This is a genomic window from Nocardioides asiaticus, from assembly GCF_040049175.1.
Lineage (GTDB): Bacteria > Actinomycetota > Actinomycetes > Propionibacteriales > Nocardioidaceae > Nocardioides > Nocardioides cheoyonin.
Genome location: NZ_JBDZDM010000001.1, coordinates 911,238 through 936,636 on the forward strand (window position 1 = coordinate 911,238; position 25,399 = coordinate 936,636).

A 25,399-nucleotide genomic window follows, 5' to 3' on the forward strand; every position below is an offset into this window, starting at 1 on the left:
CCTCCATGACCGCTACCGCCGGAGCGCGGAAGACGAGAGCCGCCGTCAGCGACCGCACCAAGGCGGAGAACTCGCTGGGCCGCAAGCTGGTCGCGCCCGCCGTGATCATCATGCTGATCGTCACGGCGTTCCCGATGATCCGCGCGCTGTGGCTCTCGGTGTACGACTACACGCTGACCGCGCCCGACGACAAGAAGTTCGTCGGCCTGGGCAACTACGCCACCGCGCTGTCGGACTCGCTGTTCTGGCGCGACACCGGCGTCACCGTCCTCATCATGGTGGTGACCGTCGGTGTCGAGCTGGTCGTCGGCTTTGTCTTCGCGATGGTGATGCACCGCCTGGTGTTCGCCCGCGGCGTCGTCCGGACCTCGATCCTGATCCCGTACGGCATCATCACCGTCATCTCCGGCTTCGCCTGGCAGTTCGCGTTCAGCCAGACCAACGGGTTCGTCAGCGGCTGGCTCCACATGTCGCCGACGTTCAACTGGTTCGGCCACACCTGGTCGGCGCTGCTCGCGATCATGGTCTCGGAGATCTGGAAGACGACGCCGTTCATGTCGCTGCTGCTGCTCGCCGGGCTGGCGCAGGTCTCGGAGGACATGGTCGAGGCGGCGAAGGTCGACGGCGCCACGTGGTGGCAGCGGCTCTACAAGGTGATCCTGCCGAACATGCGGGCGGCGATCATGGTCGCGGTGCTGTTCCGGGCGCTCGACGCCTACCGGATCTTCGACAACATCTTCGTCATGACCAACGGTGCTCAGAACACCGAGTCGGTCTCGTTCCTGACCTATCGCCAGGTCATCGAGCAGTTCTCCCTCGGGATGGGCTCGGCGCTGTCGGTGCTGCTGTTCTTGTCGGTGATGCTGGTGGCCTACATCCTCGTGAAGGCCTTCCGCGTCGATCTCGCCCAGGCGAGGCAGGAGGTCTGAGATGGCGAAGACTGCGTGGCAGCGGATCGGGCTCGTCCTCGGCCTGCTCGTGATCCTGGTCTGGTGCCTCCTACCGGTGGCCTGGATCATCTCGCTCTCGTTCAAGAGCGCCGCCTCGATCACCGTCGGCAACCCGGGCTTCTTCCCGGCGAAGGGCACCGGCGCGGGCTGGGACAACTACAAGCAGGTCTGGGACAACGAGCAGTTCCGGCACGCGATCTGGAACTCCATCGGCATCTCGCTGATCGCGACCGCCCTCTCGGTGGCGCTGGCCACCCTGGCGGCGTACGCCATCGCCAGGCTGGACTTCAAGGGGAAGAGGCTGGTGCTCTCGGTCGCGCTCGCGATCGCGATGTTCCCGGTCGTCTCCCTCGTCGGCCCGCTCTTCGACCTGTGGCGGGCCGTCCATCTCTACGACACCTGGCCGGGACTCATCATCCCGTACATGTCGTTCACGCTCCCCCTCGCGATCTGGACGCTCTCGGCGTTCTTCCGGGAGATCCCGTGGGAGATGGAGCAGGCGGCCCAGGTCGACGGGGCGACCTCGTGGCAGGCGTTCCGGAAGGTGATCGTGCCGCTCGCGGCGCCCGGCGTGTTCACCGCCGCGATCCTCACCTTCTTCTTCGCCTGGAACGACTTCGTCTTCGGCATCTCGCTGACCTCGACGGAGCGGGCCCGCCCGATCCCCGCGTCGCTGTCGTTCTTCGTCGGCGCCGACCCGTTCAACCGGCCGGTCAGCCTGATCGCCGCGGGCGCCGTCATCGCGACGATCCCGATCGTCCTCATCGTCCTGCTCTTCCAGCGCAAGATCGTCGCCGGTCTCACCTCCGGCGCAGTGAAGGGGTGACCTCATGGCATCGATCACCATGAACCACATCGTGAAGAAGTACGGCGACGGCTTCCCGGCCGTCAACGACGTCAGCATCGACGTCGGCGACGGGGAGTTCATGATCCTCGTCGGGCCCTCGGGCTGCGGGAAGTCGACGCTGCTGCGCATGATCGTCGGGCTGGAGGACATCACCGACGGCGACATGATCATCGGCGACCGGCGGGTCAACGACCTCGCGCCGCGGGACCGCAACCTCGCGATGGTGTTCCAGAACTACGCCCTCTACCCGCACCTCACCGTCTACGAGAACATCGCCTTCCCGCTCCGGCTGGCCGGCGCGAAGAACGACGAGGTCGACCGGAAGGTGCGCGAGGCCGCGGAGACGCTGGAGCTCACCGAGCACCTCGACCGCAAGCCGAGCAACCTCTCCGGCGGCCAGCGGCAGCGGGTGGCGATGGGCCGCGCGATCGTACGCAACGCCGACGCGTTCCTCTTCGACGAGCCGCTGTCCAACCTCGACGCCAAGCTGCGCGGCCAGATGCGCACCGAGATCTCCCGGCTGCAGAAGAGGCTCGGGATCACGACCGTCTACGTCACCCACGACCAGATCGAGGCGATGACGCTGGGTGACCGGGTCGCGGTGCTCAAGCGCGGCGTCCTGCAGCAGCTCGCGACCCCGCGGGAGCTGTACGACAACCCCGCGAACCTGTTCGTCGCCGGCTTCATCGGCTCCCCGCCGATGAACTTCCTCCCCGCCACGGTCGAGGGGACCACGCTGAAGCTGCCCTTCGGCGAGATCCAGATCCCGGCGGCGAAGGCGGAGAAGGCGGCCGGCAAGGGGCTCCTGATCGCGGGTATCCGGCCGGAGAACTTCGCCGAGGCGGGCGCTGCGAGCACGACCCGCGAGGTCAGCGAGGAGAACACCTTCGAGGCGACCGTCGACGCGGTGGAGTGGCTCGGCAACGAGACCTACGCCTACATCCCGTTCGAGGCGCCGCCCGAGGTGCAGACCCAGCTCGACCAGCTCGCCAAGGACACCGACAGCGAGGCGCTGAGGACGCAGCTGATCATCACGCTCGACGGCGGCAGCACGGTCAGCGACGGCGACACGGTCAAGATCTGGATGGACGGCTCCAAGGTCCACCTCTTCGACCCGGAGACGAGCGAGAACCTCACCGTCGACCCCGACCGCTGCGGCACCATCCCGGGCACGGCCGACGGGAGCGCGACCAACGGAGCGCCGCCCGCGGAGGCCACCGCCGGGTCCGACGGCACGGGCCAGCAGGCCACCACCCAGGAGGTGTGACTAGCGCAGCTCCCGGCGCCGCGGCCCGCGCCGCGGCTTCCGGGTGACGCTCACGCCGCCCATCAGGGCGAAGCCCTTGATCCGAAGCACCGGCGAGTCGGGGCGGATCTCCTCGCCCCCGCTCGGGCCGGAGTAGCCGCCCATGATCCCGATGCCCTCCATGATCACGTGGACGTCGGGGGCGACCTTGATGTCGGCGCCGCCCATGATCGCGTTGACGACGATCGTGCACTCCGGCGTCGAGAAGGTCGCCTCGCGCAGGTCGAGGTCGGCCCCGCCCATGAAGCAGACGACGGTCATCTGCCCGGGCACGGTCCAGACGCCCTTCCGCTCGAACCCGCTCAGGATCGCCAGGTGGGTCCCGCCCTCCGCGCCGGCGGGCAGGTTCGCCGCCCGGGTGGGCGCGGGCGCCGGCGCGTGGCCGGGCAGGTCCAGGGTGAGGGGCACCAGGTCGGCGTAGGTCTTGGCCTTGTAGGCCGCCTCGAGCCGCTCGTCGAGCTCGTCGAGGTCGAGCCTGCCCTCCCCCGCCGCCTGCCGGAGGATCTCGGCGACCTGATGGCGCTCGGCGTCGCCGATCCGTAGCTCGGGGTTGCGGTCGGGGTGCTGCAGCTCTCCCATGGAGTCAGCGTAGTGAGGGTTCGCCGTCCGTATCGACGTCCGGCTCGACGTAGACGGTCCCGCCGAGCTCCAGGAACTCCTCCGACTTCTTCGCCATCCCGTCCTGACGGAACCGCTCGCGGACGTCCTGGCTGATCCGCATCGAGCAGAACTTCGGGCCGCACATCGAGCAGAAGTGGGCGGTCTTGGCGTTGTCGGCGGGCAGTGTCTCGTCGTGGAAGCTCTCGGCCGTGACCGGGTCGAGGGAGAGCGCGAACTGGTCGCGCCAGCGGAACTCGAAGCGGGCCTTGCTCAGGGTGTCGTCCCAGTCGCGGGCGCCCGGGTGGCCCTTGGCGACGTCGGCGGCGTGGGCGGCCAGCTTGTAGGTGATGACGCCGGTCTTCACGTCGTCGCGGTCGGGCAGCCCGAGGTGCTCCTTCGGGGTGACGTAGCAGAGCATCGCGGTGCCGTGCATCGCGATCGTCGCCGCCCCGATCGCCGAGGTGATGTGGTCGTAGCCGGGCGCGATGTCGGTCGCCAGCGGGCCCAGCGTGTAGAACGGCGCGCCGTGGCACCACTCCTGCTGGAGGTCGACGTTCTCCTTCACCAGGTGCAGCGGCACGTGGCCCGGCCCCTCGACCATCACCTGCACGTCCTGCTCCCAGGCACGCTCGGTGAGCTCCGCGAGCGTGCGGAGCTCGGAGAGCTGGGCGTCGTCGTTCGCGTCCGCGGTGCAGCCGGGGCGCAGCCCGTCGCCGAGGGAGAAGCTGACGTCGTACGCCTTGAAGATCTCGCAGAGCTCGTCGAAGTGGGTGTAGAGGAAGCTCTCCTCGTGGTGGGCGAGGCACCAGCCGGCCATGATCGAGCCGCCGCGGGAGACGATGCCGGTGACGCGGTCGGCGGTGAGGGGGACGTAGCGGAGGAGTACGCCGGCGTGGATGGTCATGTAGTCGACGCCCTGCTCCGCCTGCTCGATCACGGTGTCGCGGAAGACATCCCAGGAGAGCCTGTCAGCCTCGCCGTTGACCTTCTCGAGGGCCTGGTAGATCGGGACGGTGCCGATCGGCACCGGGCTGTTGCGCAGGATCCACTCCCGGGTGGTGTGGATGTCGTCGCCGGTGGAGAGGTCCATGACCGTGTCGGCGCCCCAGGTGATCGCGTGGGTGAGCTTGTCCACCTCCTCGCGGATCGAGCTGGTCACCGCGCTGTTGCCGATGTTGGCGTTGATCTTCACCAGGAACCGACGGCCGATGATCATCGGCTCGGCCTCGGGGTGGTTGACGTTGGCCGGGATGATCGCGCGGCCCGCCGCCACCTCGCTGCGCACCAGCTCGGGGTCGCACCGCTCACGCTCGGCGACGTACGCCATCTCCGGGGTGACGATGCCCCGCCGGGCGTAGTGCATCTGGCTGACGTTGCCCGATCCGGACGCCCGCCTGGGCGGGCGGCGCTCGCCGCGCCACTCCTCGCGCGCCTCGCCCCGGCGTACGGCGGCCCTGCCGTCGTCGAGCAGCTGCGGCCGGCGGCCGGCGTACGTCTCGGTGTCCTGCCGCGCCTCGATCCAGGGCAGCCGGAGCGGCGGGAGTCCGCGCTCGGGCTCGGACCCCGGGCCCTCGGTGCAGTACCGGTCGAACGTCTCGCCGTTGGTGAGCTCGACGCGGGTGACGGGTACGCCGAGGTCGCCGGTGAGGACGCGGGTGTGGGCTGGGTGGACGGTCATGCTGTACCTCCGATGTGTGCGATCGGGCCGCGGCCGCGGCCGAGGTCCCAGGTGCTGCTGATGGTCAGTTGGCGGGTGGTGTGGGCCGCGGCCCGCTGCGCCGCGGTGCGCAGGTCGAGCCCGCGGGCGAGGCCGGCGGCGAGCGCCGCGCTGTAGGTGCAGCCGGTGCCGTGGTCGTTGTCGGTCAGCACCGCCGGGTGCGTGAGCGGCTCCGGGTCGCGGCCGGGCAGCGCGAGCCAGTCGGTGCACGTGCCGGTGGCGGCGGGGTCGCCGCCGGTGACGACGACCGCGGGTCCGAGGGCGGCGAGCGTGGCGGCGAGGTCGTCGGGCGGCCCGTCGTGGCCGAGCAGCGCGACCGCCTCGTCCCGGTTGGGGGTGATCACCGCGGCGACGGGCAGGAGGACGTCGCGGTAGGCGGCGGCGACCTCCTCGTCGCCGAGGACGGCTCCGGAGGTGGCGACGAGGACCGGGTCGACCACGAGGGGTACGCCGGAAAGCCGCTTCGCGACCAGCTCGACCGCCTCGGGGCTGCCGAGCATGCCGGTCTTCGCGGCGGCGACCGGCAGGTCGTCGAGGACCGCGGCGAGCTGGGCGTCGACCGTGCCGATCGGGATGGTGTGCACGTCGCTGACCCCGGTCGTGTCCTGGGCGGTGACGGCGCTGACCACGCAGGCGCCGTGCACGCCGAGCGCCGCGAACGTCGCGAGGTCGGCGGCGATCCCGGCGGCCCCGCCCGAGTCCGTGCCGGCAACCGTGAGAGCGACGGGCGGCGTCATGCGGGCGCTCCCGCGGCCTCGGCCACGGCGCCGACGGCGGCGATCAGCGCCCGCACCACCCCGGCAGGATCGGCCGCGCGCATCACCGCGCCCATGACCGCCACGCCGTACGCGCCCGCGGCCACCGCCTCCGCGGCGTTGTCGGTCGTGATCCCGCCGAGCGCGTAGACCGGGATCCCCCGACCATCGGGCACCGCGTCGGCGAGCCCGCCGGGTCCGAGCGGCGGTCCGTAGCCCGGCTTCGAGTCGCTGGCGGCGTACGGGCTGAGGGTGGCGTAGTCGAAGCCCTCCCCTGCCGCCCGCGCGACCTCGGCCCGGGTGTGGCAGGACCGCCCGCGGGGACGGCACGCGGTGACGTCGGGTGACGCGCCGTCCGCGGCCGGCAGGTGGAGCCCGGCCGCGCCCGGGAGCGGCGTGTGCGCGGCGATGACGGTCAGGCCGAGGTCCGCGGCGGCGATCGCGAGCGCGGCGCGCCGGGCGAGGGGCTCGTCCAGCTCGCGGAGCACGACGTGGGTGAGCCCGGCGTCGCGACACTCGGCGAGCGTCGGGAGCAGCCCGCGGCTGAGATGGAGCTGCGAGCGGTCGGTGAGCAGGAGCAGTCGGGGCAGCTGGTCGGTGGGCATCAGGCGATCCGTCCTTCCATCGGCGAGGAGGCCCGCGCGACGGCGCGGCGCGGGATCCGGCCGGCGCCGCGGGCGGCGTACCCGGCCTCGACCCCCAGCCGGAGCGCACGCGCCATGGCGACCGGGTCGTCGGCGCGCGTGACGGCGGTGGCGGCGAGGACCGCCGAGCACCCGAGCTCCATCGCGAGCGCGGCGTCCGAGGCGGTGCCGACGCCGGCGTCGAGGACGACGGGGACGTCGACGGCGGCGACGAGGGACTCGAGGGCGTGCGGGTTGAGTACGCCGAGACCGGAGCCGATCGGCGATCCGAGCGGCATGACGGCCGCGCAGCCGGCGTCCTCCAGCCGGCGGGCGAGGACCGGGTCGTCGGTCGTGTAGGGCAGCACGGTGAAGCCGGAGCGCACCAGCTTCTCCGCGGCGTCGACCAGCTCGACGGCGTCGGGGAGGAGCGAGGTCTCGTCGCCGATCACCTCGAGCTTCACCCAGTCGGTGCCGAGCGCCTCGCGGGCGAGCTCGGCGGTGAGCACGGCCTCGCGGGCGGACAGGCAGCCGGCGGTGTTGGGCAGCACCGGCAGCCCGGCCTTCCGGACCAGGTCGAGCAGGCCGCCCGAGGCAGTCGACGACGTACGCCGCATCGAGACGGTCACCAGTCCCGGCCGCGCCGCGTCGAGGACGTCGGGGAGCACGGCGAGCGACGGCAGTCCCCCGGTGCCGAGGAAGAGCCGGGAGGCCAGCGTGCGTCCGGCGATGGTGAGCGCGCTCATCTGGGGCTCCCCGCCGGAGCGGGAGCGCAGCGAGCGGTCCGGTGGGGTGCTCATCCGCCCTGCACCGCCGTCACGACCTCGAGGACGTCGCCGTCGCTCAGCGCCGTGTCGCCGAGCCGCCCGCGCGGGACGACGGCGCCGTTGAGCGCGGCGGCGCTCCCGCGGCAGTCGGGTGGCAGCAGGTCCGCCACGACGGCGCCGTCGGGGGCCTCGGTGCGGTTGCCGTTGACGGTGATCCTCATGGGGTTCCTCCGCTGGCTCGAGTGGTGAATCGTCGGGGGTCGAGGGCCGGCTCGGTGCGGCCGTGGTCGAGGTGGTCGGCGATGAGCTGCGCCGTGAGCGGCGCGAGGAGCACGCCGTGGCGGAAGTGGCCGGCCGCGAGCAGGCAGCGCCCGGCGCCCGGGACGGGGTCGTCCACCGGACCGACGAGCGGCAGGTTGTCAGGCGTCCCCGGCCGGTCGCGCGCGGTCACCTCCCTCAGCTCGGCGCGGTCCAGCCCCGGCATCAGCCGGCGCGCGGCGTCGAGCAGCCGCGCGGCGCCCGCGACCGTCACGACCGGCGGCTCGTCGTGCTCCTCCTGGGTGGCGCCGACGACGACCTCCCCGGTGGCACGGGGCACGACGTACACCTCCTCGCCCTGCACCCATGCCCGCACCGTCCGCTCCGGGAGGTCGGCCGGTCGGACCCGCAGGCGCAGGATCTCGCCGCGGATCGGCCTAACGAGCGAGGCGTACGGCGGCGGGAGGCTCGTACCGGTCGCGACGACGGTCACCTCGGCGGAGCGGTCGGTGGGCTCCGGCACGACGTCCGGCACCCGGTCGAGCAACGCCGCGACGACCGCACGCGGGTCGACGCTGTGGTCGTCGGGCAGCAGCGCTCCGCCGACCACACGGCCCAGGCGCGGCTCGAGGTCGACCAGCTCGCGCCGGCCGAGCACCTCCGCCTTCTCGCCGTGCGCGCCGAGGAGCGAGACCTGCCGGTCCACCTGCTGCAGGTCGCCGTGGTCGACGGCGGCAAGGAGGGTGCCGTGGTCGCGGAGAGGCACGCCGAGCCGAGCGGCGTACGACGGCCAGAGCTCGGCCGAGGCCCGGCCGAGCCGGAAGAACTCCGGCTGCCCGTGCCACAGCTCGCCGCCGGGGCTTAGCATCCCGGCGGCGGCGTACGACGCGCCGGAGCCGGCCGCCGGGTCGACGACCTCGACCTCGTGGCCGCGCTCGACCAGCTCGTCGGCGACGGCCAGGCCGACGATGCCTGCTCCGAGGATCCGCACGCGCATCAGGCGACCGCCGCGACGAGCTCCTTCGCTGCGGTGAGCGGATCGGGTTGTCGCCACAGCGCGCCGATGACGGCGACGCCGTGTGCACCGGCGGCGCGCGCCGCGGAGGCCCGGGGGGCGTCGACGCCGCCGATGCCGATCAGGGGCAGGACGCCGGTCGCGCCGGCGAGCGCATCGAGGCCGCGTGGGTCGGGCAGCCCGTCCTTCGACGAGGTCGCGAAGAGCGGCCCGAACCCGGCGTAGTCGGCACCGGCCGCGGCCGCCGCCTCGACCTGCGCGCGGTCGCGGCAGGTGGCGCCGACGACGAGCCCAGGTGCCGCGGCGTCGGCGATCCGACGGGCGTCGCCGACCGCGAGGTCCTCGCCGCCGAGGTGGACGCCGTGGGCGCCGGTCGCCAGGGCGACGTCGAGGCGGTCGTCGACGACCACGACGGCGTCGTACGCCGCCACCGCGTCGAGCACGGTCCGTGTCAGCGCGACGAGCTCGCGGGTCGTGGCCGCCTTGTCGCGGACCTGGAACCCGTCGACGCCGGCCTCGGCCAGTGCGGGCAGCAGGGACAGGTCGTCGAGGGAGGAGGTCAAGCAGAAGAGGTGCGGCAGCACGTCGGTCACTTCCTTCGCCGGCATGATCCGGATCAGGTACGACGGTCGGAGCGGCGTCAGCTCCCTCTCAGCCCGCTGCCGCGGACTCCCGTGTGGGCAATTTCCCTCGACCATAGCGAACTCGGTCCGGTATGCCTAGGCCGGTGCAGCGCCTCCCGGTCCTGGCCCTCGCCGTCGGCCTCGCCCTCGCCGTCGGCGGCTGCGGAGGGGCCGGACACGGCTCGCCCACCCCGCCCGCCCCTCCGGCCGCGGTCGGCTGGCACGAGCTGGCCCTGCCGGCCGTCACCGGGTGGCGGCCCGCGGTCCGCGCCGCGACGGCATGTGCCGGTCGCTGGTACGTCGTCGGCGCGCTCCTCCGCGGGGACGACTCGAGGCCGGCGGCCTGGTCCGGAGCCACCGGCGGTGAGCTCCGGCCGATCCGGTTGAGCCCCCACGGCGGCTACGCACGGCAGGCGGTCCTGACCACCGTCGCCTGCCGTGGTCGCCGGGTCGTCGCGATCGGGTCGAAGCGCGGCGGGGCACACGGCTATCCGCGCTACAGCACCTGGCTGGGGAGCACGGCCGGGCTGGTCGGCACCGAGCCGGCGTACACCCTGTTCGCCGGCGAGGACGGCGTCGACGTCGGCCGGGTCGTCGCCGGCCCCCACGGTTGGCTCGTCGCCGGCACGCGCACCTCCGGCGCGGCCGCGTGGACCTCCGCCGACGGCGCTGCGTTCACGCTCCACAGCGGCGGGCGGGCCCTGGCCGGCGACGGCGCGGCCGCCTCCGACGCGGCGTACGCCGGCGGCTGGACGCTGGTCGGCTCCGACGGTTCGGCGACCCGCGCGCCGGTGGCCTGGCGGTCGCCCGACGGCGTCCACTGGACGCGCGAGCGGGTGCCGGCGACCGGCTACGCGACGCTCGAGCGCACGGTCGCGACCGGCGGCGGCGTGGTCGCCGCCGGGCTCGACGAGGGCTCCGACGCGTTCGGGCTCTGGACGCGCACCGACGGCGGCTGGCGCTCGGCCGGCGTGTTCGGGAGCCTCGACCAGGAGGCGGCCGGCGCGCCGGCGTACGTCTCCGGTCTCGCGGCCGCCGGCGACGACGTGCTGGCGGCCGTGAGCGACCAGCACGTCTTCCGGCTCTGGTGGCGCCACGGCGGCGACTGGCGCGAGGTCCGTACGCCGACGCGGCCGCAGGTCCGCGGCGACGCGACGATGACCGTCGCGGCCACGGGCGCCGGTGTCCTGCTGCTCGCCGACGACGGCACCCGCGGCCGGGTGTGGACCGCCGCGTGGCCGCCGTAGCGGCCTCACCGGCGGCAGACCGGCGGCGGACCGTCGATCGCGGCGTTCCAGCGCGGCTGGACGATGAAGCACGGCCCGGCCCTCCCGTCGGTGGGGTCGAACCGATGCTTCGCAGCGACGGTCGACTGCATCCAGGCGCCCGGGTGGGCGGCGGCGCTCGATGCCGCGGGCGTGGGCCGGAACGGTGGGTCCTCCGGTCCCGTGCGTGCCGTGGCAGCACCGATCGAGCAGATGGTTGCAGCGGTCGCAGCGGCGCAGGCCGCGACGGCGGCTCGCCGGATCCTGGTGTTCGGCTCGTGGAAAGTCATGATGTGGCCCTTCGTCGCGGCCCGTGCGTCGGGCCGGTTCGCCACTCACGGTGCGAGTCCAGGGGGCCGGGTTGACGCCCGTTGACAGAACTGGACAGCCGGTTCGGACAGGGACCAATGCCCGTGGTCGGACGCCGGTGTCGGCAGGATGCTGGAACCGCTTGTTCCCGTGCCCGTCCGGGAGGTCGCGTGAGTGCTCTGCCACGACCCGAGATCCCGCCGGGGCCCCAGCGGGACCTCAACGCTGCCCTCCACGACCTCCATCACCGGGCCGGCTGGCCGAGCCTCCGCGTGCTCGCCGCGGCCGCCGGCTGCTCCCACACGACCGTCTCCACCGTGTTCTCCTCCTCCCGCCTGCCCGGGTGGGGCACCCTCGAGCTCCTCGTCGAGGCGATGGGCGGCGACACCGACGAGTTCCACCGGCTCTGGCTCGCGGCCGGCGAGCCGAGCTCGGACCCCGACGCCGTGCACCGCGACTCCCCCCGCATCGCCGGCCGCCGCACCGAGCTGGCCGTCGTACGCCGTCACCTCGACTCCGGCACCGGCCTCCTCCTCGTCATCGGCGAGGCAGGTATCGGCAAGACCACGCTCGTCGACGCCGCCCGCGCCACGACGGACGTCTTCGTGGCCCGGGGGAACGCACTGCCGCTGTCGGTCCCCGCACCACTGCTGCCGTTCGCGGCCGCCCTGCACGAGGTGTACGCCGAGGATGGCGGCCGGTGGCTGAAGGAGGCGCTGGCGGGCAGTCCGGCGTACGTCGCGACCACCCTCACCCCGCTGCTCTCCGAGCTCGAGACCGAGGCCGCGCCGGTCCCGGCACCCGCGTCGGGCTTCGCCCAGGAGCGGCTCTTCAGCGCCGTGCGCAGTGTCCTCGACGCTCTCGCAGGCGTACGCCCCCTGGCCCTTCTCCTGGAGGACCTGCACTGGGCCGACAGCGCGAGCCTCGACCTGCTCGAGCACCTGGTGGCGCGGGGCCTGTGTGTGCCGGTCGTCGGCACGTTCCGTCTCGAGGATCCCGCCACCCGCGACCGGACCCGCGACTGGTTCGCCCGGATCCGCCGGATCGCCGACGTCCGCACGATCGAGCTCAGCGCACTCTCACCGGAGGAGACCTCGGAGCAGATCTCGCTCCTCGTACCCGGTGCCACCGACGACGAGGCAGCCTCGATCTACGAGAGGAGCCTGGGGCTGCCGCTGTTCACCGAGCAGCTCGCGGTCCACTCGGCGGGGTCTCTTCCCAGCCTGCTCGCCGACGTGCTCGACCAGCGGCTCGAGCAGCTCGAGGGAGCCCCGTACGCCGTCGCACGCGCGCTGGGGATCGCCGACCGCACCGTTCCCGTGGCGGTCCTCTGCGCAGCGACCGGTCTCCACGCGGAGGCGCTGGTCCCAGCGCTGCGCGACCTCCGCGACCGGCACCTGCTCGCCGAGGCCGGGCCCACCGACGTCGCGTTGAGACACCCGCTGCTAGCCGAGGCCGTACGCCGTCGGCTCGTCGCCGGTGAGGCAGCAGACGCCCACCACAGCCTCGCCGCGGCCCTCGCGGAGCGCTCCGACGCCGACGCGGCAGAGGTGGCCGAGCACTGGCAGCGGGCGGGTGTGCTCGACCAGGAGCTGACCTGGCGGGTCGTCGCCGCCGAGCGGGCGCACCTGCGGACCGCCCCGCGGACGGAGTCCGCCCAGTGGCTGCGCGCCCTCGAGATCGCGACCGCGGAGCCGTGGGCGGCAGACGACCTCGACGTCCTCGACGTACGCCTGAAGGCGTTCGACGCGCTGGACCTGGCCGGGCGGGTCGCGGACGCCTGTCGGGTCATCGACGAGGCGCTGCCGGAGGTGGACGTCCTCGACGACCTGCGCGCTGCCGAGGTGCTCCGGCGGGCGGCGATGGGGAAGTCGATGTCGACGCACGACGTCCATGCGTCGGTCTGGTTCCTCGACCGGGCCGTCAGCCGGCTCGACGGGCACGGTCCCAGCGACTGCCTGGCCCGGGCGCTCGACCTGCGGGCCAACGTGCTGCTCGAGGTCGGCAGGCCGGAAGAGGCGCGGCACGACCTGGAGCGGGCGCTCGAGACGTGCATCGCGCTGGACGACGACGTGCTCTTCTTCCAGACGTCGGCGACGCTGGCCTGGCAGCTTGCCTACCACGGCGACCTGCCCGGCGCGCTGGAACGCATCCGTGAGGCGCACGCCCGGGTGCCGACCCCGGCAGAGCCGCGTGTCGAGGCCTACGTCGCCATGACGCACACCGACCTGCTCCTGCGCTACCACCGTCCGGTGGAGGAGGTCGTCGCAGCGGCCCAGCGCGCCCTCGAGATCGGGGCGGAGTGGGACATGGACTTCCACGTCCTCTCCTTCGTGGGCGCCAACGTCGCCGAGTCCCTCGCCGACGCAGGTCGCATCCGGCAGGCCGCCGAGGTGCTGGCCGGGATCCCGACGCTCGGCGAGTTCGACCACTGGCCGGTGCAGTGGATCAGCGCGCGCATCGCCGTCGAGAGCGGCCGTCTGGACGACGCGCTCGACCTGCTGGCCACGCTGACGGTCGGCACGGTGCCGGGGAACCTGCTCGAGAAGGCGCGGCTGACCGCGATCGCCCACCTGTGGAAGGGTGCCCCCGAGGAGGCCTGGGCCTGTCTGCTGCCCCCGATCCGGGACATCGTCGGCAACGCGGCGAGCCGCGACGCCGGGGCTGCGTTCATGACGGCCGCGCGGGTCGCGGCGGACCTGGCCCGCCGCGGGGTCGATCCGGCCGAGCTGGCGAGCGTCCTCGTCGGCCTGCGCGGCGAGGCCGCCGTCGACCCGCTCGGGCCCGGAACAGCGCCGCCCGTGCGTCCGGCGACCAGCGCGACCTGGACGGCCGAGCTCGCTCGCCTGGCCGGCACGGACACCCCGCAGCAGTGGGTGGCTGCCGCGAGCGAGTGGGACGCGCTCCGCTCCCCGCACGAGGCGGCCTACTGCCGGTGGCGCGGCGGGCAGGCGGCGTACGCCGGCCGGCAGGCGACGCTCGCGCAGCGGCTGCTCCGCCGGGCGGCCGGGGAGGCGCGCGAGCACGTACCGCTGTCCGCGGCCATCGCCGCGACCGGGCGCCGCTGACCCGAGCGTCAGGGGAGACCCGCGTGCGGCACGTCGACCTCGACGGCGAGGAGTCGCGCCTCGCGGGCGGCCTTGCGAGCCTCCTCCTGGAAGTCCGGCGCGGAGCAGAGGAAGAGCGTACGGCCGTCGTCGCCGCCGAGCATGCAGGCGAAGACGCCACTGCCCGGCTCGACGGTCCGGTCGATCGTGCCGCCCTCGAGCACCCGCAGCACCCGGTTGCCCAGTGCGTCGGCGACCCACAGCGCGCCCTCGGCGTCCAGCGCGCAGCCGTCGGGGGCGACGACGAGCTCCGCCAGCGCCTTCTCCAGGTCCCGCTCGGTCGGCGCGAGGCCGAACTCGGCCCACGTCCGCCGGTTGGTGAGCGTCCCGTCGGCGGCGATGTCGAAGGCGGTGATCCGGTTGCCGAAGGTCTCGTCGACCAGCAGCGTCGCGTCATCGATGATGACGCTGCCGTTGGGGAAGAGCATCTCCTCGGCCGCGACGCTCACCGAGCCGTCGGGCTCGACGCACAACAGCCGGGCCGGCTCGACCGGTGCGCCCGCCATCAGGTCGAAGCCGAACTCTCCGACGTACGCCCGCCCGCTCCGGTCGACGACCATGTCGTTGGGGTGCCCGCTGACGTACGGCGAAAGGTCGGCATGGACGCTGAGCGAGCCGTCCGGCTCCTGCCGCAGGATCGTCGAGTCGCGCATGGAGACGACGAGCAGCCGGCCGTCGGGCAGCCAGCCCAGGCCCGACGGCTGCTGGGGAACCTCGACCTCCAACCGCTGGTCGCTGCCGTCGGCCGCGGCCGAGTAGACGGCGTACGTGTAGAAGTCGGAGAACCAGATCCTGCCCTCGTGCCAGCGCGGGCACTCGAGATAGGACAGGCCGTCGATCAGCGTTCGCGTGTCATCACCCATGGTTCCTCCGTCACAGATCGGGGTCCGAGATCGGCTCAGGCGGGGTCGGAGGTCGCCGGCTGGCGGGCCGTCTCGAGAAAGCGCTCGAGCTCGCGCTCGACGTCCGGGCCGCACGGCTGGAGGACGACCTCGGTGACGCCGCGGGCACGGAGGTCGGCCAGCTTCTCGCCGACCTGCTCGCGGGTGCCACTGAGCGTGACGTCACGGAGCGTGACGTGCCCGCCGGCGTCCCACGCGGCCCGGTCGGCCTCGTTGAGCCCGACGCAGTGCTGGGAATGTACGACCAGGTGGCGCTCCTCCTCGGGCGTTCGCTCCACCACCTCCCACCACTGCTCGCCGCCCGGCAGCGTGCGCACGGCGTCGGGGCCGCCGAACTCGTACGCACCGTGCAGCGACAGCGCCCAGCCCGGCCCGCCGGCCTCGCGGGCGTGGTCGGAGTCGTCGGGCTCGTCGTCGTCGAGCACGGTGCCCCAGGCGAGGTAGACCGACCAGGGGTGGTCGCCGACGAAGTCGGGCAGCTGCAGCGTCGTGTAGAGGCCGTCGCCGAGCTCGGTGGCCACCTTGTTGCCCTTCGGACCGAGCGCGCCGACGATGACCGGCACATCGACGGGCCGTGCGGGTGCGTGCCCGTCGGGGTGAAGCATCCGCATCCGCGAGCCCTCCCACTCGACGACCTCACCGCGCAGGAGCCCGCGGTAGGCGCGGATGTAGGACTCCATGTAGGCCCAGGTGATCGCGCCGTAACCCATCGCGCGCCGGCCGGTGAACCCGGTGCCGAACGCGACCGCGACCCGTCCGGGCGCGAGGGCGCTGAGCGTCGCAGTGGCGGCGGCGTTGACCATCGGATGGCGCAGGCTCGGGACCAGGACGCCTGGCCCGAGGCCGATCCGGTCGGTCCGGTCGGCGGCGAGCGCGAGCGTCATCCAGACGTCCGGGCTCTGCTGCGGAGTGTCGTAGACCCAGGCCCGGTCGTAGCCGAGCTTCTCGGCGACGGCGATCTTCTCGGGTGAGTCCAGGGCCGTCGGGAACGCGCAGGACACCAGCATGAGCCACTCCTTCGCTCGATGTGACGCAGGTTACAGAGGGCACGGCCGGGCGCGCCATGGCCCGTCCTGGCGGCGTACGATCCGGGCTCGTGGCCGACGCTGTGACTCCTGGGTTCCGTTACTCCGACCTCCTTCCTGCCCACCACGACGACACGCCCTACCGGCTGATCACGACCGACGGCGTCTCGACGTTCGAGGTGGACGGGCGGACCTTCCTCAAGGTGGACCCGGAGGCGATCCGCCGACTCACCTACGAGGCGGTCCACGACATCCAGCACTACCTGCGCCCGGCCCACCTCGCCCAGCTGCGCAAGATCATCGACGACCCCGAGTCCTCGGGGAACGACCGCTTCGTCGCGCTCGACCTGCTCAAGAACGTCAACATCTCCGCCGGCGGCGTGCTGCCGATGTGCCAGGACACCGGCACGGCGATCGTGATGGGCAAGAAGTCCGAGGGCGTCATCACCGGCGTCGACGACGCCGAGCTCGTCGCCAAGGGCGTGTACGACGCCTACACGAAGCTCAACCTGCGCTACTCGCAGATGGCGCCGATCTCGACGTACGAGGAGAGGCCGACCGGCAACAACCTCCCGGCCCAGATCGAGCTCTACTCCACCCCGGGCAGTGACACGCCGGAGTACCACTTCCTCTTCATGGCCAAGGGCGGCGGTTCGGCCAACAAGTCGTTCCTCTACCAGGAGACCAAGGCGATCCTGAACCCCGATCGACTGCTCACCTTCCTCGACGAGAAGATCCGCTCGCTCGGGACGGCCGCCTGCCCGCCGTACCACCTCGCTGTCGTCGTCGGCGGTACGTCGGCCGAGCACGCGCTCAAGACGGCGAAGCTGGCCTCGGCGCACTACCTCGACCACCTTCCGACCGAGGGCGACCTCTCGGGCCACGGAATTCGCGACCCGAAGCTGGAGGAGGAGATCTTCGAGCTCACCCAGTCCTTCGGGATCGGCGCCCAGTTCGGCGGGAAGTACTTCTGCCACGACGTCCGTTTCGTGCGACTCCCCCGTCACGGGGCCTCGCTCCCGGTCGCGATCGCGGTCTCCTGCTCCGCCGACCGGCAGGCGCTCGGCAAGATCACCCCCGAGGGCGTCTTCCTCGAGCAGCTCGAGACCGACCCGGCGAAGTACCTCCCCGACACCACCGAGGAGCACCTCATCCAGGGCGGCGAGGTGGTGAAGATCGACCTCACCGCGCCGATGGAGGAGATCCTCGCCGAGCTCTCGAAGCACCCGGTCAAGACCCGGCTCTCCCTCACCGGCCCGCTCGTCGTCGCCCGCGACATCGCGCACGCGAAGATCAAGGAGCGGCTCGACGCGGGCGAGGAGATGCCGCAGTACCTCAAGGACCACCCCGTCTACTACGCCGGCCCCGCCAAGACGCCCGAGGGCTACGCGTCCGGCTCGTTCGGCCCGACCACGGCGGGCCGGATGGACAGCTACGTCGAGCAGTTCCAGGCGGCGGGCGGCTCCAAGGTCATGCTCGCGAAGGGCAACCGGTCCAAGGTCGTCACCGAGGCCTGCCACGCGCATGGTGGCTTCTACCTCGGCTCCATCGGCGGCCCCGCCGCGCGGCTCGCGCAGGACTGCATCAAGTCCGTCGAGGTGCTCGAGTACCCCGAGCTCGGCATGGAGGCGATCTGGAAGATCGAGGTCGAGGACTTCCCCGCCTTCATCGTCGTGGACGACAAGGGCAACGACTTCTTCACCGACCCCGCCGGCACCACCACCATCCCGCTCACCGGGATCCGGGTCCGCTCGCGGGAGCGGTAGCCGCTAGGGCAGCGACTCGTCGGACACGCTCTCGCCCGGGCGGTGCTTCCGGGCGCCGCTGTGCTCGTTGTCCCGTCTGTTCTCCGGCGGCGCGGCGTCCGGGCCGGAGCCCTGGGTGTCGGCGTCGCCGGATTCCCCCTCGGGGTAGCCCGCCACGGAGTCCTCGGGCGCCTCGTCCGCCTCGGGCTCGTCGAGGTTCTGCACCTCCGAGACCTGGCCCTCGTCGTCGCGCTTCTCGCTCATGGTCTCGCAGTACCCACCCGAGCGCCCGGGGCCACATCCGGTGGCCGCCCGCCACGACACGCCGTACGCCGTCTCGCGTATCGCGAGGATTGGCGCGCGGACGTGGCCCTTGCTCTGATTTCCCCGTGGAGACGGTCGCAACCGAGGGCGGGCTGGTGCTGCGCCGCCGCGACGACGGCAGCCTCGAGCTTCGTGCCAACGGGGTGTTCGTGATGGACACCGAGGAGACCTCGACCGAGAGGGAGCTGGCGACGCGGGCGCTCGGTCTCCACGGGGCTCCGCATCGCGTGCTCGTCGGCGGGCTCGGCCTGGGCTTCACCCTCGAGGCGGTGCTGGCGGACCCCCGTGTGGAGCGGTGCGACGTCGTCGAGATCGAGCCGGCACTGGTGCGGTGGATGTACGACGGCACGATCCCGCACGGCCCGGCGCTGCTGGCGGACCGGCGGGCGCACATCACGGTCGGCGACGTCGCGGTCGCGCTGCGCGAGAGCCCGGCCGCGGCGTACGACGTCGTGCTGCTCGACGTCGACAACGGTCCGGGCTATCTCGTGCACGACGCCAACGCCGCGCTCTACGAGGCGCCCGCGCTCGAGGACGCGAGACGGACCACAGCGCCGGGCGGCACCGTCGTCGTCTGGTCGGCCGCGGAGGCGCCCGAGCTCGCCGGGGAGATGCGGCGGGTCTTCGGCGGCGTCGAGGAGCTGGCGTACGCCGTGACCCTTCAGACACGGGCGGAGAGTTACTGGCTGTACGCCGCGCGAGTAACGTCGACGGCGTGAGCGAGGACAGCAGCAAGGAAGCGCGGCAGCCTGGCGCGGAGCGACACGCTCGCGCCAATGAGGACACCCGCATCGAGCACGACAGCATGGGCGATGTCAGGGTCCCGAAGGACGCGCTCTGGCGGGCGCAGACCCAGCGGGCGGTGGAGAACTTCCCGATCAGCGGCACCCCGATCGAGCCGGCCCTGATCCACGCGATCGGCCACGTGAAGGCAGCGGCGGCGAAGGTCAACGGCGCCCTCGGCGTGATCACCGCCGAGCAGGCCGAGGCGATCGGTGCGGCGGCCGCGAAGGTCTCGGCGGGTGAGGTCGACGGCGAGTTCCCGATCGACGTCTTCCAGACCGGCTCGGGCACCTCCTCGAACATGAACGCCAACGAGGTCATCGCGGGCCTCGCCGCGCAGGCCGGCGTGACGGTCCACCCCAACGACCACGTCAACGCCAGCCAGTCGTCCAACGACACCTTCCCCACGGCGATCCACGTCGCCGCGGCGCTCGCGGTCGCCGAGCAGCTCGTGCCCGCGATCGACACGCTCGCGTCCTCGCTGGAGCGGAAGGCCGAGGAGTTCAAGGACCTGGTCAAGAGCGGTCGCACGCACCTGATGGACGCGACACCGGTGATGCTCGGCCAGGAGTTCGGCGGGTACGCCGCGACCGTCCGCTACGCGCAGGAGCGGCTCGACGCCGTCCTCCCCCGGGTCCGCGAGCTCCCCCTCGGCGGGACCGCCGTCGGCACCGGCATCAACACGCCGCCGGGCTTCCCGCAGCAGGTCATCGCGGCGCTCTCCGAGGCGACCGGCCAGCCGTTCACCGAGGCGCGCAACCACTTCGAGGCGCAGGGCACCCAGGACTCGCTGGTCGAGCTGTCCGGCGTGCTCAAGACCATCGCGGTCGGGCTGATCAAGATCAACAACGACCTGCGGTGGATGTCGTCCGGCCCGACGACCGGTCTCGCCGAGATCCACCTCCCGGACCTCCAGCCGGGGTCCTCGATCATGCCCGGGAAGGTCAACCCGGTGCTGCCCGAGGCGACCCTGATGGTCTGCTTCCAGGTGATCGGCAACGACGCGGCGGTGACCGCCGCCGGTGCGTCCGGGGCGTTCGAGCTCAACGTCGCGCTCCCGGTCATCGCCCGCAACCTCCTCGAGTCGATCCGGCTGCTGGCCAGCGCGATGACCGTCCTCGCCGTACGCACCATCGACGGGATCACCGCCGACGCCGAGCGCATGCGCGCCTACGCCGAGTCCTCCCCCTCGGTCGTCACGCCGCTCAACAAGTACATCGGCTACGAGAACGCCGCAAAGGTCGCCAAGCAGGCGCTCGCCGACGGCGCGACGATCAAGGACACCGTGATCAAGCTGGGCTACGTCGACGACGGCACCCTCACGCTCGAGCAGCTCGACGAAGCCCTCGACGTCGAGTCCATGACCCACCCGTGAGCCGGGGCCGGGTGAGCTACTCGGCCTCGGCCTCGTTGTAGCGACGCAGCAGCTCGGCGAAGGAGCGGCGCTCGGCGGCCGTCCACCCGGCCAGCCGGGCGGCGAGCAGCTCGCGCTGCTGCTCGCGTGCGCCCTCGAGGATCCGGGCACCATCTCGGCTGACATGGAGGGCGTGGTCGGCTCCGCGCACCAGCAGACCGCGAGCGATCATGTCGGCGACCTGCCGGCTGACGGTGGACTTGTCGAGTGCGTAGACGCGGGCGAGGTCCATCGCCCGGCAGCCGTCCTCGTCGTACACATGGCTGAGCATCGTGTACGCCACGAACGACAGGTCAGGATGCACCCGCTGCACGACGGCCCGCACCCGCCGCCCATAGAGCGTCAGCTCGTGCAGGATCTGCCGCTCGACGTCCTGGTCCTTGCGCGACATTGCCCTCCTCCCGGAATTGGTTGTAACCTACAACAAGTACGAAGTTGTAAACTACAACTCATCTCGGATCTCCCTGGAAAGGCCCCATGTCCGCCCACCATCCCGAGCGCCACGCGCTCAAGCACGTCGGCATCCACCTGCTCATCCCGCTCTTCCTCGGCGTCGGCATGGTGCTCGCCTACCTCGGCGCGTTCCACCAGCCCACGCCGCACGACGTCCGCGTCGATGTCGTCGGCAGCTCCGCCGAGACGAAGGTGATGGCGCAGACGCTGCAGGACAAGCTCGGCGACATGGTGTCGGTGCGGACCGTCGGCGACGAGGCCACGGCGCGCGACGCGATCCAGCACCGCGAGATCACCGCGGCGCTCGTCCCCGACGCGAAGGCGCCGCAGCTGCTCTACAGCGACGCCGCGTCCGCGACCACGTCCCAGGTCATCGTCACGATCTTCCAGCAGGTGGCCACCGAGCAGGATGTCCCGCTCCACCTCACCGACGTCGTGCCTGTCGCGTCCGACGGCGACCCGAGCGGCCAGAGCATGTTCTTCTACCTCGTCGGCATGACCGTCGGGTCGTACGCCGCCGGCGTCGCGATCGGTGCGGCCGGCACGGCGCTGCGCCACCGCTTCCGGGTGGCCCTCGCGTTCGTCTCCTCCGCCGTCACCGCGCTCCTCGTGACCGTCATCGCTGGCCCGGTGTACGGCGCACTGCCCAGCCACGTGGTCGAGATCGGCCTGCTCGCCTGGCTCTACAGCCTCACCATCATGCTGATCGGCGTCGGCCTGCACCCGTTCCTCGGCAAGGTCACCACCCCGACCATGACGATGCTCTTCGTGATGCTGAACTTCACGAGCGCCGGCGGCGTCTACGAGCCCGACCTGCTCCCCGGCTTCTTCGGCTCGCTCCACTCGTTCTGGAACGGCGCCGCCCTGCACGAGGCCGGCCGCAACCTGATCTACTTCCCCGATCTCGGCATCACCCGTCAGGTCGTGACGCTGGCGATCTGGTTCGCGGTCGCCGCCGCGCTCGTCTTCGCCTCCTTCGTCTACGAGAGGAAGCGGCATATCCCGCTCGTCCAGGAGTCTCCCGAGGAGGAGGAGCTGGAGGAGGTCGTCGCGGCGGCCTGACCCCGCGGCGCGTCCGCGGCCGTCACACCCCCATACGGCCGCGTACGACGACGGCGGCGCACCCGACCGGGTGCGCCGCCGTCGTACGTTGTCGGACTGACGTAAGTGGCGACTCGGGCGTCAGTACCAGCCGTTGGACTCGCTGTGCGCCCAGGCGCCACAGGGAGAGCCGTAGCGGTCCTGGATGTAGCCGAGACCCCACTTGATCTGGGTCTCCGGGTTGGTCTGCCAGTCGGGGCCGGCCGAGGCCATCTTGGAGCCCGGCAGCGCCTGCGGGATGCCGTAGGCGCCGGAGGGGTTGTAGGCGTTGACCCGCCAGCCCGACTCGCGGGTCCACAGCGAGTCGAGGCAGCCGAACTGGTCCCCGCTCCAGCCGTAGGACGCCAGCAGGGCGCTCGCGATCGACTTCGGGTCACCGGAGGCGATGTCCTCGCGCTCGGTGATCGCCTCGCCGCGGTCGGTCGTCACCGCCGCCAGCGCCGCGCGCTTGGCCGGGTCGGTGGCGGCCCGCCGGTCCGCGGAGCGGGAGAGGGTGTCGTCGTCCTTCGCGCGGTCGGCGAGGAGCTCGTCCGCCGACGGCGACTCGGGCTCGGCCGGCGGCGAGCTGGGGGTCTGGGCGGGGGTCTCGGCGGCGACACCGGTGAACTGGCGCTCACCGGAGGCGGGGTCGTGGAGGGCGATACCGCCGACGACCGCCGCACCCGTGCCGGCGACGGCGAGGGTGGAGAGCAGAAGCGTGGTCCTTGCGGCCTTCTTGGGCGCTTCTACGAGGGGTCGCTGGGGAGCCTTCCGGTGCTTCGGAGAGTACGGGGCGTGCTTCGACAAGGTCTCGTCTTCAGGTCTCGGGGGCTGAGGGCGACCCGCCCACCCTGCATGACGCGGGCGGCCATCGCAAACCGAACCCCACAACTGGCGGAAGTCTTCGGGGACTTCCCTGTCACAGGAGTCACACGGGCCTCACCGGCCCCGCGGAGGGACCGGTGAGGCGCGCGTACGACGTCAGCGGGTCACAGCGTGACGTTCTCCAGCATCTCGGTCACCAGCGCCGCGATGGGCGAGCGCTCCGACCGGGTGAGGGTGACGTGGGCGAAGAGCGGGTGGCCCTTGAGCTTCTCCACGACGGCGACCACGCCGTCGTGGCGCCCGACCCGGAGGTTGTCGCGCTGGGCGACGTCGTGGGTCAGCACCACCTTGGAGTTCGCGCCGATGCGGGAGAGCACGGTGAGGAGCACGTTGCGCTCCAGCGACTGCGCCTCGTCGACGATCACGAAGGCGTCGTGCAGGGAGCGGCCGCGGATGTGGGTCAGCGGCAGCACCTCGAGCATCCCGCGGTCGAGGATCTCGTCGATGACGTCCTGTGAGGTGACGGCGCTGAGCGTGTCGAACACCGCCTGGGCCCAGGGCGACATCTTCTCCGACTCCGACCCCGGCAGGTAGCCGAGCTCCTGGCCGCCGACCGCGAAGAGCGGCCGGAAGATGACGACCTTCTTGTGCTGGCGGCGCTCCATCACCGCCTCCAGCCCGGCGCACAGCGCCAGGGCGGACTTGCCGGTGCCGGCCCGGCCGCCGAGCGAGACGATGCCGACGTCGGGGTCGAGGAGCATCTCGAGCGCGACCCGCTGCTCGGCAGAGCGGCCGTGGATCCCGAATGCCTCCCGGTCGCCGCGGACCAGGTGGACCTGCTTGTCGGGCCCGACCCGACCGAGCGCGGTGCCGCGCTCGGACAGCAGGACGAGGCCGGTGTGGCAGGGCAGGTCGCGCGCGGCGTCGTGGTCGAGCACCCCGTCGTCGTACAGCTCATCGAGGTCGGCCCCCGACACGTCGAGCTCGGCCATGCCGGAGTAGCCCGGGTCGGAGTCGGAGATCGACTCGCCGCGGTACTCCTCCGCCTTCAGCCCGACCGCGGAGGCCTTGATCCGCATGGGCAGGTCCTTGGAGACCAGCGTGACGTCGGCGCCCTCGGCGCGCAGGTTGCAGGCGACCGCGAGGATACGGGTGTCGTTGTCGCCGAGCCGGAAGCCGCTCGGGAGCGTCGAGGGGTCCGTGTGGTTCAGCTCGACCCGGATGCTGCCGCCGGCGTCGCCGACCGGGACGGCCTCGTCGAGCCGCCCGTGGACGAGCCGCAGCTCGTCGAGCATCCGGAGCGCCGACCGCGCGAAGTAGCCCAGCTCGGGGTGGTGGCGCTTGCCCTCCAGCTCGGTGATCACGACCACCGGCAGGACCACCTCGTGCTCGGCGAAGCGCCGCAGCGCCCCCGGGTCCGACAGGAGCACGCTGGTGTCGAGGACGAAGGTCCGGACCGCCGGCTGTTCCGCCCTGGTCGTCCTGGTCCTGGTGGCGCGCCCGGTCTGGGTCCGGGTCGGGCTCTGGGTCGTTGGGGCCTGGCTGGCCACGCGGATCACCTCACAGTGACCAAGACGCACACCCACGCCCCGGTCCTCGTCTTTCACACAGTCGGACCGGGAGGGTGCCCGCCGGTCGGGGTGCCGACCGCCTCCCACGCGTCGGGCCGTCGCGAGACGAGCACCTTCCGCGTGTTCAGTTCGTGAGCTGTCACGTACGGGCCTCCAGGTGCGGCGGGCTTCCCCACCCGCCGTTACGAGCGAACGTACGCCGCGGATGTGTCACGAACAGGCGACACGCCTGAATTCGTGGGTGAACAGTTTGTTGCACCAGACCACCTGCGGGGCCGGTGTGGCGAGGGTGGCCGGAGGGGCCTCAGCGGCCCATGCGGCGCTCGCGCTGCGCATAGGCGCGGAGGGCGCGGAGGAAGTCAACGCGACGGAAGTCGGGCCAGAGCGCCTCGCAGAAGTAGAACTCCGACTTCGCCGACTGCCAGAGCAGGAAGCCGCCGAGGCGCTGCTCGCCGCTGGTGCGGATCACGAGGTCCGGGTCGGGCTGGCCCGCGGTGTAGAGGTGGTCGGAGATGTCCTCGACGCTGACCGTCTCGGCGAGCTCCTCGAGGGTGGTCCCCTTCGCGGCGTGCTCGACCAGCAGGGCGCGTACGGCGTCGGCGATCTCGCGGCGGCCGCCGTAGCCGACGGCGATGTTGACGAGCATGCCGTCGACGTCGCGGGTGGCCTCGGCCGCGGCCTTGAGCCGGGCGACGGTGGAGCTGGGCAGCAGGTCGACGGCGCCGACCGGGTTGAGCCGCCACCGTCGGGTGTCGGCCAGCGAGTCGACCGCCTCCTCGATGATCGGCAGCAGCGCGCCGAGCTCCTTGGCGGGCCGGTTGAGGTTGTCGGTCGAGAGCAGCCACAGCGTCACGACCTCGATGCCGACCTCGTCGCACCAGGTCAGCAGCGGCTCGATGTTGGCCGCGCCGGCGCGGTGGCCGTGGGCGGTGTCACGGCCGACGGCGCGGGCCCAGCGGCGGTTGCCGTCGAGCATCACACCGACGTGCTTGGGCAGCTGGTCACGGTCGATCCGGCGCAGCATCCGCGCCTCGTAGGCGGGGTAGAGCACCCGCCGTACGCCTCGTTTCCAGTCAGCCACGGCCAAGAGACTACCGATGTCAGGTGACGTTCACCTGTTCTCCCAGTCTGTCCT

25 protein-coding genes and 1 riboswitch are annotated in these 25,399 nt (G+C 72.3%); of the genes, 9 read left to right on the top strand and 16 right to left on the bottom strand.

Features of this window, described 5'->3' with window-relative positions; genetic code table 11:
* Positions 1-5: 5 nt before the first annotated feature.
* Genes ABLE53_RS04465 through ABLE53_RS04475 form a run of 3 tightly spaced genes read left to right on the top strand, consistent with a single transcriptional unit; the run spans position 6 to position 3,064 of the window.
* Complete coding sequence (locus ABLE53_RS04465; protein WP_348857472.1) at positions 6-929, top strand: carbohydrate ABC transporter permease; 924 nt, start codon at positions 6-8, stop codon at positions 927-929.
* 1 nt (position 930) lies between these two features.
* On the top strand, positions 931-1,776 hold the full coding sequence (locus ABLE53_RS04470) for a carbohydrate ABC transporter permease (RefSeq protein ID WP_348857473.1): 846 nt from the start codon (positions 931-933) through the stop codon (positions 1,774-1,776).
* 4 nt (positions 1,777-1,780) lie between these two features.
* Positions 1,781-3,064 carry an ABC transporter ATP-binding protein gene (locus tag ABLE53_RS04475; RefSeq protein WP_348857474.1) on the top strand — a complete coding sequence of 428 codons (1,284 nt, stop codon included), beginning with the start codon at positions 1,781-1,783 and terminating at the stop codon, positions 3,062-3,064.
* On the opposite strand, the gene ABLE53_RS04480 is transcribed toward ABLE53_RS04475, so the two are convergent.
* From ABLE53_RS04480 to ABLE53_RS04515, 8 genes are all read right to left on the bottom strand, one after another.
* Complete coding sequence (locus ABLE53_RS04480; protein WP_348857475.1) at positions 3,065-3,682, bottom strand: DUF1707 SHOCT-like domain-containing protein; 618 nt, start codon at positions 3,680-3,682, stop codon at positions 3,065-3,067.
* A gap of 4 nt (positions 3,683-3,686) precedes the next feature.
* On the bottom strand, positions 3,687-5,381 hold the full coding sequence (gene thiC, locus ABLE53_RS04485; RefSeq protein WP_348857477.1) for a phosphomethylpyrimidine synthase ThiC: 1,695 nt from the start codon (positions 5,379-5,381) through the stop codon (positions 3,687-3,689).
* On the bottom strand, positions 5,378-6,157 hold the full coding sequence (gene thiD / locus ABLE53_RS04490) for a bifunctional hydroxymethylpyrimidine kinase/phosphomethylpyrimidine kinase (RefSeq protein WP_348857478.1): 780 nt from the start codon (positions 6,155-6,157) through the stop codon (positions 5,378-5,380). Before thiD ends, thiC begins: the two co-directional genes overlap by 4 nt.
* Positions 6,154-6,780, bottom strand: coding sequence for a thiamine phosphate synthase (locus ABLE53_RS04495; RefSeq protein WP_348857479.1), 627 nt, complete (start codon positions 6,778-6,780; stop codon positions 6,154-6,156). The genes thiD and ABLE53_RS04495 overlap by 4 nt, the downstream gene beginning before the upstream one ends.
* Positions 6,780-7,544, bottom strand: a complete 765-nt coding sequence (locus ABLE53_RS04500) for a thiazole synthase (RefSeq protein ID WP_425474847.1) — start codon at positions 7,542-7,544, stop codon at positions 6,780-6,782. The genes ABLE53_RS04495 and ABLE53_RS04500 overlap by 1 nt, the downstream gene beginning before the upstream one ends.
* Before the next feature lie 50 nt (positions 7,545-7,594).
* On the bottom strand, positions 7,595-7,786 hold the full coding sequence (gene thiS, locus ABLE53_RS04505) for a sulfur carrier protein ThiS (RefSeq protein ID WP_348857481.1): 192 nt from the start codon (positions 7,784-7,786) through the stop codon (positions 7,595-7,597).
* Positions 7,783-8,814 carry an FAD-dependent oxidoreductase gene (locus tag ABLE53_RS04510; RefSeq protein WP_348857482.1) on the bottom strand — a complete coding sequence of 344 codons (1,032 nt, stop codon included), beginning with the start codon at positions 8,812-8,814 and terminating at the stop codon, positions 7,783-7,785. Before ABLE53_RS04510 ends, thiS begins: the two co-directional genes overlap by 4 nt.
* 5 nt (positions 8,815-8,819) lie before the next feature.
* Entirely contained in the window at positions 8,820-9,446 is a 627-nt protein-coding gene (locus tag ABLE53_RS04515) for a thiamine phosphate synthase (RefSeq protein ID WP_348857483.1), read from the bottom strand.
* Positions 9,415-9,524, bottom strand: a riboswitch (TPP riboswitch). It overlaps the preceding gene by 32 nt.
* A 41-nt stretch (positions 9,525-9,565) precedes the next feature.
* Here ABLE53_RS04515 and ABLE53_RS04520 point away from each other — a divergent pair.
* Positions 9,566-10,708, top strand: a complete 1,143-nt coding sequence (locus ABLE53_RS04520) for a hypothetical protein (protein ID WP_348857484.1) — start codon at positions 9,566-9,568, stop codon at positions 10,706-10,708.
* Positions 10,709-10,713: 5 nt separating this feature from the next.
* Here ABLE53_RS04520 and ABLE53_RS04525 read toward each other — a convergent pair whose 3' ends face one another.
* Entirely contained in the window at positions 10,714-11,016 is a 303-nt protein-coding gene (locus ABLE53_RS04525; RefSeq protein ID WP_348857485.1) for a hypothetical protein, read from the bottom strand.
* 189 nt (positions 11,017-11,205) lie between these two features.
* Here ABLE53_RS04525 and ABLE53_RS04530 point away from each other — a divergent pair, with 189 nt between their 5' ends.
* Positions 11,206-14,103, top strand: coding sequence for an ATP-binding protein (locus tag ABLE53_RS04530; protein ID WP_348857486.1), 2,898 nt, complete (start codon positions 11,206-11,208; stop codon positions 14,101-14,103).
* 8 nt (positions 14,104-14,111) lie between these two features.
* Here ABLE53_RS04530 and ABLE53_RS04535 read toward each other — a convergent pair whose 3' ends face one another.
* Both ABLE53_RS04535 and ABLE53_RS04540 read right to left on the bottom strand, forming a co-directional pair.
* Positions 14,112-15,005: an SMP-30/gluconolactonase/LRE family protein gene (locus ABLE53_RS04535; RefSeq protein ID WP_348857487.1), complete on the bottom strand. Its 894-nt coding sequence runs from the start codon at positions 15,003-15,005 to the stop codon at positions 14,112-14,114.
* Positions 15,006-15,040: 35 nt separating this feature from the next.
* The gene (locus ABLE53_RS04540) at positions 15,041-16,051 is read right to left on the bottom strand and encodes an LLM class flavin-dependent oxidoreductase (RefSeq protein WP_348857488.1); all 1,011 of its coding nucleotides are present in this window, start codon (positions 16,049-16,051) and stop codon (positions 15,041-15,043) included.
* Positions 16,052-16,140: 89 nt separating this feature from the next.
* On the opposite strand from ABLE53_RS04540, the gene ABLE53_RS04545 reads away from it, so the two are divergent.
* Entirely contained in the window at positions 16,141-17,835 is a 1,695-nt protein-coding gene (locus ABLE53_RS04545; RefSeq protein WP_425474836.1) for a fumarate hydratase, read from the top strand.
* Positions 17,836-17,838: 3 nt separating this feature from the next.
* Here the strand turns inward: ABLE53_RS04545 and ABLE53_RS04550 are convergent, their stop codons facing one another.
* Positions 17,839-18,078, bottom strand: a complete 240-nt coding sequence (locus ABLE53_RS04550) for a hypothetical protein (protein WP_348857490.1) — start codon at positions 18,076-18,078, stop codon at positions 17,839-17,841.
* 125 nt (positions 18,079-18,203) lie between these two features.
* Between ABLE53_RS04550 and ABLE53_RS04555 the strand changes: the two genes are divergently transcribed.
* A complete protein-coding gene (locus tag ABLE53_RS04555; RefSeq protein WP_348857491.1) occupies positions 18,204-18,857 on the top strand; it encodes a spermidine synthase in 654 nt (217 codons plus the stop codon).
* 71 nt (positions 18,858-18,928) lie between these two features.
* Positions 18,929-20,296 carry a class II fumarate hydratase gene (locus ABLE53_RS04560; protein WP_348857765.1) on the top strand — a complete coding sequence of 456 codons (1,368 nt, stop codon included), beginning with the start codon at positions 18,929-18,931 and terminating at the stop codon, positions 20,294-20,296.
* Between the two features lie 16 nt (positions 20,297-20,312).
* On the opposite strand, the gene ABLE53_RS04565 is transcribed toward ABLE53_RS04560, so the two are convergent.
* Positions 20,313-20,726: a MarR family winged helix-turn-helix transcriptional regulator gene (locus tag ABLE53_RS04565; RefSeq protein ID WP_348857492.1), complete on the bottom strand. Its 414-nt coding sequence runs from the start codon at positions 20,724-20,726 to the stop codon at positions 20,313-20,315.
* Positions 20,727-20,812: 86 nt separating this feature from the next.
* Here ABLE53_RS04565 and ABLE53_RS04570 point away from each other — a divergent pair, with 86 nt between their 5' ends.
* The gene (locus ABLE53_RS04570; RefSeq protein WP_348857493.1) at positions 20,813-21,850 is read left to right on the top strand and encodes an ABC-2 transporter permease; all 1,038 of its coding nucleotides are present in this window, start codon (positions 20,813-20,815) and stop codon (positions 21,848-21,850) included.
* 120 nt (positions 21,851-21,970) lie between these two features.
* On the opposite strand, the gene ABLE53_RS04575 is transcribed toward ABLE53_RS04570, so the two are convergent.
* From ABLE53_RS04575 to ABLE53_RS04585, 3 genes are all read right to left on the bottom strand, one after another.
* Positions 21,971-22,675: an aggregation-promoting factor C-terminal-like domain-containing protein gene (locus ABLE53_RS04575; protein ID WP_348857494.1), complete on the bottom strand. Its 705-nt coding sequence runs from the start codon at positions 22,673-22,675 to the stop codon at positions 21,971-21,973.
* A 182-nt stretch (positions 22,676-22,857) separates the two neighbouring features.
* Positions 22,858-24,123: an RNA 5'-3' helicase PhoH2 gene (phoH2, locus tag ABLE53_RS04580; protein ID WP_425474848.1), complete on the bottom strand. Its 1,266-nt coding sequence runs from the start codon at positions 24,121-24,123 to the stop codon at positions 22,858-22,860.
* Between the two features lie 445 nt (positions 24,124-24,568).
* A complete protein-coding gene (locus ABLE53_RS04585; RefSeq protein ID WP_348857496.1) occupies positions 24,569-25,345 on the bottom strand; it encodes an isoprenyl transferase in 777 nt (258 codons plus the stop codon).
* Positions 25,346-25,399 lie beyond the last annotated feature (54 nt).